Annotated in this window: 10 protein-coding genes; 5 read left to right on the forward strand and 5 right to left on the reverse strand. The window is 60.4% G+C overall.

All coding sequences use genetic code 11. The annotated features are described in order from the left end of the window. Positions 1-540 precede the first annotated feature (540 nt). Positions 541-1,059, reverse strand: a complete 519-nt coding sequence (locus NKI22_RS31155) for a DUF4142 domain-containing protein (protein ID WP_245278645.1) — start codon at positions 1,057-1,059, stop codon at positions 541-543. A gap of 281 nt (positions 1,060-1,340) precedes the next feature. Here NKI22_RS31155 and NKI22_RS31160 point away from each other — a divergent pair, with 281 nt between their 5' ends. Continuing rightward, positions 1,341-1,571, forward strand: coding sequence for a hypothetical protein (locus NKI22_RS31160; protein WP_156948137.1), 231 nt, complete (start codon positions 1,341-1,343; stop codon positions 1,569-1,571). 77 nt (positions 1,572-1,648) lie between these two features. Here the strand turns inward: NKI22_RS31160 and NKI22_RS31165 are convergent, their stop codons facing one another. Continuing rightward, positions 1,649-1,960: a hypothetical protein gene (locus NKI22_RS31165; protein ID WP_023720549.1), complete on the reverse strand. Its 312-nt coding sequence runs from the start codon at positions 1,958-1,960 to the stop codon at positions 1,649-1,651. 275 nt (positions 1,961-2,235) lie between these two features. Here NKI22_RS31165 and NKI22_RS31170 point away from each other — a divergent pair, with 275 nt between their 5' ends. Beyond that, the gene (locus NKI22_RS31170) at positions 2,236-2,400 is read left to right on the forward strand and encodes a DUF3309 family protein (RefSeq protein WP_023720548.1); all 165 of its coding nucleotides are present in this window, start codon (positions 2,236-2,238) and stop codon (positions 2,398-2,400) included. 148 nt (positions 2,401-2,548) lie between these two features. On the opposite strand, the gene NKI22_RS31175 is transcribed toward NKI22_RS31170, so the two are convergent. After that, on the reverse strand, positions 2,549-2,746 hold the full coding sequence (locus NKI22_RS31175) for a hypothetical protein (RefSeq protein WP_023720547.1): 198 nt from the start codon (positions 2,744-2,746) through the stop codon (positions 2,549-2,551). A gap of 495 nt (positions 2,747-3,241) precedes the next feature. Between NKI22_RS31175 and NKI22_RS31180 the strand changes: the two genes are divergently transcribed. Both NKI22_RS31180 and NKI22_RS31185 read left to right on the forward strand, forming a co-directional pair. After that, a complete protein-coding gene (locus NKI22_RS31180) occupies positions 3,242-3,973 on the forward strand; it encodes a Crp/Fnr family transcriptional regulator (RefSeq protein ID WP_023720546.1) in 732 nt (243 codons plus the stop codon). Between the two features lie 169 nt (positions 3,974-4,142). Beyond that, complete coding sequence (locus tag NKI22_RS31185) at positions 4,143-4,670, forward strand: YciE/YciF ferroxidase family protein (protein ID WP_023720545.1); 528 nt, start codon at positions 4,143-4,145, stop codon at positions 4,668-4,670. Positions 4,671-4,811: 141 nt separating this feature from the next. On the opposite strand, the gene NKI22_RS31190 is transcribed toward NKI22_RS31185, so the two are convergent. Together NKI22_RS31190 and NKI22_RS31195 are read right to left on the reverse strand one after the other, a co-directional pair. Beyond that, entirely contained in the window at positions 4,812-5,810 is a 999-nt protein-coding gene (locus NKI22_RS31190; RefSeq protein WP_023720544.1) for an ATP-dependent DNA ligase, read from the reverse strand. Positions 5,811-5,840: 30 nt separating this feature from the next. Further along, the gene (locus NKI22_RS31195; RefSeq protein ID WP_023720543.1) at positions 5,841-6,008 is read right to left on the reverse strand and encodes a hypothetical protein; all 168 of its coding nucleotides are present in this window, start codon (positions 6,006-6,008) and stop codon (positions 5,841-5,843) included. Between the two features lie 225 nt (positions 6,009-6,233). Between NKI22_RS31195 and NKI22_RS31200 the strand changes: the two genes are divergently transcribed. Further along, a complete protein-coding gene (locus tag NKI22_RS31200; protein ID WP_031194456.1) occupies positions 6,234-6,938 on the forward strand; it encodes an MgtC/SapB family protein in 705 nt (234 codons plus the stop codon). Positions 6,939-7,038: the final 100 nt, after the last annotated feature.

The raw sequence follows: 7,038 nt of genomic DNA on the forward strand, positions 1-7,038 counted from the left end.
CCGCGCAGTTCGGGCGGCGGGCTTTTCCGTCCCGGCTCCAGCGTCTGCTGCAATCGCAGATCACGGTCCGTCCTCGGGGCGAGGAGCGAGCACAGTCTGATCGATGGTGTCGGGCAGGCATGGACTGGGCACGCAGCTTGTTCGGACTGACGCGGTGGTCATGCCCTCGATATCCGTAACTAGCACCATTCTCGCGTAGTGCCGCGGCCACAGCGGCTCTCCAAACAGGACGAAGACGCCGCCAATCATCAAGGCCAGCAACATGAGTGCCGTAACATTTGCAAATATCTCGCCGTAGCGCATGAAGGCAGCCTGTCCCGTTCGGAAAGCGATTTCAGCCTGTGACAGCGGCGACCAGGATGGCGCCGAAACCCAGCGCTAATGCCCTTGGCGCCTCGCGAATGCCGCCTTCCATTGGATACTCCCCGGAATAAGCCAGGTGAATAACGGCACTCTCGGTGCTTTGTTCCGGGCCGGACGACAGCCGCTTCATTCATGCCGGGGCGTTTCCGTTGGCAAGACCGCAGGCGGTCTTCGCCCTCATTGATGCGCAGCAGCGAGATCCTTCACGTGACGTTCGTGCATTTGCAGCACCGGCAGCGTCTTCTTGGCAAACTCCTTCATCGCCGGATCGTCGCCGGAATTTGAGTAAGCGGAAAACAGCGCCACCGCTTCCTTATGCGCCTGGGTCTGCATGTCGATATATTTCGATTGGAAGCTGTCCCCGCTGGCCTCCTTGAGTTGGTCGAGCAACGCCTGGTGCTTGGTGTCCAGCGGCGGGCCGGCCGGCGTGGTGGCCGAAGTTGTCTGACCTTTGCTGAGCGCCGCCTTGAAGTCCTCGCCGGCCTTGGTGTGGTCCGTGACCATTTGCGCCGCGAAGGCCTTCACATCGTCGGCCGTCGCCTGCTTCTGTGCAAGTCGGCTCGACTCGATTTCAAATGTATTGGCGATGGGCACCGTCTTCACGAACGTCGCCGTGTCAACCTTGCTCATGGTGTCGGTCGTCAGAGGTGTCAGCGTCGCCGATTGGGCAAAAGCAGCCAAAGGCGCGCCGGCCATCAGCGCTGCCGCAGTGATGGATAGAAGTGTTTTCATGGAAGTTCTCCGAGGCTGATGTCATCCCTCCGATGGCTCAACGCGGAAGCTGCGGCGAGGTTGCCTGGTCGCGGCGGCCAGAGCCGCTGCGACGCCAAACAATGGTTTGGAAAGGCAAAACAAAGGACGCCGGCCGCGTCGCGCAAAGTGCAACGCAAGCCGCGAGATCGTACGGAATCGTACAAGCTCTTTCGCTTTGCCGCAGTCTTGCTATCGTTGGCTGGGAGAGATGGGTGGAGGCTTCCGTGGGGCAGATCAGGTCGCCGCTAGGAATCGGTATTGATACCGACGCTGCCGTTCACACCATCATGGCCGACTACCATTCCGGCGACATTCTCTCGACCACCGTCGTCATAGCCGATTTGCGCAGACGCTTTCCTTGGTGCCGGCAAACCGACGAGGAGCTGGTTGGCTTCATCGTTCGGGCGCTGGACGGTCGGGAGATCGCCGTCAGCTTCGACCACCGCGGCCGTTAGGCGGCTGATTCATGGCAAACTGACGAGGCTGCGGTGCGCACGCTCCGCAGCCTCGTCAGGCTATGATCACAGGGCGTTTACTTGCCGCAGTGGTTATCGTTCACCGTCGGCGCCATCGTTCCCGGAGCCTTGCCGGTCGCATCGGGCAGAGCCCCCTGCGGGCCCGGCGGGCAATTCCGGTCGGCATTCGAATTCGTCGTTGAGAAATCGCGAATGCTGTTGGTGATGGTCGAATCCGTGCCGGTGTCAGGGCCGCCATTATCCGGGACTACGACCGTCCGCCCGCTGCCGTCGGCAGCGGCTCCGGAGGGGTCGCCGACGTTCTGGGCCATCGCTGACGTGGCCAGACCGATCGTAAGCGCCGAAGCTGCGAGAATTTTCGTGAGCATGATGCTTCTCCTTTTTACGAGGGTCGTCGCGTTGCGACTACGAAAACAACCGTTCGGGCGGGCGAAGGTTCCGACAAATTTCCTATGAATTCAGCATGTTCTCAGGTGTTCAAGGTGGCCGGCGCGCCATTGCACAGCCCGGCGTTTTCCTCGCTGCATGAGCGTGCGCCTTGCTGTCCCGCCGGAACAGGAATGCTCCTTGCGAGTTCATACCTTTGTACAATGCGAACGCGCTGATGCGAATGGCGGCAGCGCAAACAAGGAGAGCAGACATCATGGGCCTTGGAACCATTCTCATCATCATCTTGGTCCTTGCCTTGCTTGGCGGCTTCAGCGGCTTGGGCGGCGGACCGTTCTACGGCACCGGCTATTACGGTGGCGGTGGCCTCGGCCTGGTGCTGCTCATCGTCATCATCTTGGTCGTGCTTGGGCGCATTTAGCGTCACGCTCACGACAAAACGCCTGCCGCCGGGTAATAAGCGGCGGGCGTTTTGTCGTGAATAGACGAAAAGTCTCTAGGACTCTGGCTAAAAAGGCCGACCTGGCGTCGGACCCTTCGACACCGAGGACCCCGCCATAGCAGCAGCTTTAGTGTTGGCGATCGGCGGCCAGTGCTTCCTTTAGATCGGCGCTTAGCACGCCCTCGTTGAACAGCGACATGATACGGGCGGCCAACCGCTCGCGGACCGGACTGTCGTCCGCAACACCCAACTCGCGGCAGCAGTCGTCGAGCGCTTTTCTCAGCACGCTCAGTTCGGCTGGAGTTGCTGCACCATGCATCGACATGCCATCCTCCCTGAAAAGGGCGAAAGCGCGAAGCGTCTTTCAAGCATCCACTCGCCATGCCTGTGTGGATGACTCAAATTCAATTAGCGCCGCTTGCCTCCAAACTCAATGTACGGAAATTACCGAGCGGACAGATCGGGAACGACTGCCTTTCACCTGCATTATTGTAGTGATCCAAGCCACCCTCATTTGGATCACTGGGCGTAGCCCACGACGCCCGAATGGAGCCCGTTGCATCCCTCGCGACGGGCTCTTTCGCGCCCGACATTTTTGATTTATCGATTTCGTACCAAGCACCTTTGGTACGTTTTCAACTCTAACTTTCAGTCAGATGTTTTCGTAGGCAAGCGGCAGGAGAAACTGCCGTGCATCGAATTCATTTATTTAGTAGGCTCCATACCTTTCAGCGCTTATATAAGCCGTATCGTCAGCAGGTTATACCGGGCGCGGACGGCTGGGAGATCAAAAAGCTCTTGCCCTGTTTTGGGCCCAGCTATGTCTGATCCAGCTATTTCCAATCAAAATCTATTCAAAAACAAGCTGTTGCGCCGGATGAGCGCCGGCGATTTTGCATTTCTCGAGCCGCACATCGAGCGCTGTTCGCTGGAGTTGCGGCAATCGCTCGAAGTATCCGGATCACCGATCGAGGCCATCTATTTCGTCGAGGACGGCATTGGTTCAGTGGTTGCGAAAATGCCGAATGGCAGCGATGCGGAAGTTGGCCTCATTGGCTTGGAAGGTATGACCGGCTCGGCCTTGGTGATGGGCGACGATCGCATGGTCCATGATTGCTATGTGCAACTGGCGGGAGAAGCCGCCAGGATAGATGCCGAGCCATTCAAGGCAGCGCTGACGCAAAGCCCGACATTGCGGCTGTTTTTGTTGCGCTACGTGCAGTGTCTGCATATCCAGACCGGCTACACCGCGCTGGTCAACGCGCGATCGAAGCTTGAAGACCGGCTGGCGCGCTGGCTGCTCATGTGTGACGATCGGGTGGCCGGCGACCGGCTGACGATCACCCACGAATTCCTGTCGATCATGCTCGGCGTAAGACGTCCGGGCGTCACGGTCGCGCTCCAGCTGCTTGAGGGCCGAGGGCTCATCCGGTCCCGCCGCGGCGAAATCATTATCCGCGACCGCGATGGTCTCGTTTCGCTAGCGGATGGCGGCTACGGCCTGGCCGAGGCCGAATATATCCGCCTGGTCGGACATACCGGCGAGCGCTGAGTGCTTTTCTCGCCTGTTGCTACCGCAGGTCGAGGCCCCTTGCGATACGACACAAGTGCCGTCGGAAAAATTTTCAAAGCTCCTGAACCGTCAGGGAACTTGTTTCCCATCGGAGGGTTATCGGACGCCTCTACTTTGCGAGGCTGCCACCAACTCCCGGGAGACGACCATGCCGACTACGAAAAAGGCCGCGAAGGCGGCAAGCAAGGGCCTCGAGGACCTGTTCCTCGACGGGCTCAAAGACCTCTACTACGCCGAGAAGAAGATACTGAAAGCGTTGCCCAAAATGGCCAAGGGCGCGGAGTCGGAAGAAGTGACTGCCGCCTTCGAGAAACACCACATGGAAACCGAAGGACATGTCGATCGCCTGGAGGAGGTGTTCGAGAAATTCGGCAAGCCGGCCCGCGGCAAGACCTGTCCAGCGATTGACGGCATCATCGAAGAGGGCTCGGAAGTGCTCGAGGAGTATAACGGTGCTCCTGCGCTCGACGCCGGGCTTGTCGGCGCGGCGCAGGCCGTCGAGCATTACGAGATCGCTCGTTACGGCACTTTGATCGCATGGGCGGAAGAACTCGGCAAGAGCGACGTTGTCGAACTGCTCAGGGCAACACTCAAGGAAGAGGTCGCGACCGACGAAGCGCTTTCCAAGCTCGGCGAAAGCGGTGTCAACGAACGCGCAATGCAAGAAGCCGCTTGATTTTCAGACTGCATCCCGAGCCTCGGCAATGGATTGCCGAGGCTCGGCTAGTGCGGCGAACCAGTGAATTCTGCATCGGTTCCGTCGTAGGCGGCAGAACGGAACACCAAGAGCGCCTTGAAGCGTTGCCTCCGGCGGGACTTACTCCATCTGCTCGAACGTACATTGCCGGGGCTCCTTGTCCGGCCGCCAGCGCAACAGCTTGGTTCCGTGCCGGAACCGGTCGCCTGTCACATGGTCGAAACGAACCTCGACCACCAGTTCAGGCTTTATCGGTTCCCATTGTGCGCTGCGCTCCGTGCTCCAGCGGCTTGGCCCGCCCGGCGCCTCGCCGGTGAAACCCGGTTTGGCCCGCAGTTTTTCCAGCCGTCTGGTCAGCGCCGCCCTGTCGTCCTTGCCGATGGTCGAGGTGAATCCGACATGGTCCAACCTGCCTTCGTTATTGTAGAGGCCAAGCAGCAGGGATCCGACTTCGTTGCTGCCGGCGAGATAGCGAAAGCCGCCGACCACGCAATCCGCAGTGCGCAGCCGCTTGACCTTGACCATGGCGCGCTCGCCGGGCTGGTATGGCTCGGCGATCAGTTTTGCAACAACACCGTCGGTCGAGCCATGGCCGGCGCCTTGCAGCCAGCGCTCGGCGGTAGCGGCATCGTGCGTGCATTTGGACAGGCGCAGTTCGCGCCGTCCCGCCGACGCGACAAAGGCCTCGATCGCCCGTCTCCTGTCGGTGAGGGGTTGTTCGATGATAATCTTGCCGCCGGGTTCGGCCAGCATATCGAACAGGACCAGCATGGCAGGCGTCTCCAGGCTCAACTTGCGGATCCTGCTTTCGGCTGGATGAAGGCGCATTTGCAGGGCCTCGAACGAGGACGATCCGTCGACCTCGATGACGATCTCGCCGTCGGCAACAAACCGTCGCGACCTCACATCGCGCAGCACCGCGATCAGTTCGGGAAAATAGCGGCCAAGCGGCTTGCCCGATTTTGCACGCAGATCGACGGCATCGTCACCCTTGAACACGAGGCACCGAAACCCGTCCCATTTCGGTTCGTACTGCCAAAGCCCGTCGCCGCCAGGAATTGCGTCGGCGGCTTTGGCTTCCATCGGACGAAGGTCGAGCGGCAACGGAAATGCGGTCATGGCTGGTCCGCGCCGCCGCTGAGGCATTCGCTACCGCCGTCGGCCATTCCCCTGGGCCCTGCTTTGCCGCCTCGCCACCTTGCGGCCGGTCTGGTCGGGCGCAGGCGACAGCGGATCGACTTCGTCGGACCCGCCGATCTCCTTGGTAATGCGATAGGCCAGATAAGCGACGGCTCCGGCAACCAGCAAGCGGACCATGTTTGAAAATCCTTCGTTGGCGTGAACCCACCAACCCCGGGCCGAAGGTTTTGTTCCGTCGCTGCCCATAGCCGAGGTGAATCGTCGGCTGCGCAACCAAAACCTAAGCGCATCGTTTGTTGCTTATCGACGAAAAGAATTTGCGATGAAGACGCTGTTACCCTTGTTCGCTTTGACCCTGGCGCCAATCCAGGCCAGCAGCGCTTGGCCTGACGGGTGACCGCGATGCTCCTCGTTGTTCCGGTTTGGCAAGACATCGCGGCACGGCTGCTTCTGACCGCGCTCGCAGGCCTTTTGATAGGCCTCAACAGGGAGGCGCGCGGGCACGCGGCGGGGCTACGCACCACCGTGCTGGTGGGATTGGCCGCCGCCATCACAATGATCCAGGCCAGTATTCTGCTGGAGACCGTTGGCAAGCACCCGGATTCGTTTGCATCGATGGACGTCCTGCGCTTTCCGCTGGGCGTGTTGACCGGCGTCGGCTTTATCGGCGGTGGCGCCATTCTTCGCCGCGGCAATCTTGTCAGCGGGGTCACCACAGCGGCCACGTTGTGGGTGATGACGGCGATCGGATTGGCTTTCGGTGGTGGCCAATACGGCTTGGGCGCGGCCGGCACGGCGCTGACGCTGGCCACTTTGCTGGTCCTGAAATGGGTGGACCTTCGAATGTCGCGCGAACACCATGCCCAGTTGGCACTGACGTGGAAGGCCGCGGCTCGACAGGAGCTCGATGCGCTCATCGGGCCGCTTGGCTACCAGGCACGCCTCGTCGCAATAGAGAGGCGCCCAGATCTCAAGGACCCTGTGTTCTCGTTCGAGATCAGTTGGAGGCGGCCCGACACTGGCGCACCGCCAATGGACCTGCTGGCATCGGTGGGCGAGCATTGCGAGATCCAGAAGTTTGATCTCCTCAGCGAGCCTGCCCGGTAGAGTATCCGTCTTGGTCAAGGAAGGGATGGCGACCATTTCCGGTCGTCCCTGATGAGGGCGTTAGCGAGAACGACGAGCTTTCTCATGATGGCGGTTATGG

Source organism: Mesorhizobium sp. M0778 (genome assembly GCF_040320105.1).
In the GTDB taxonomy this organism is placed as follows: Bacteria; Pseudomonadota; Alphaproteobacteria; order Rhizobiales; family Rhizobiaceae; genus Mesorhizobium.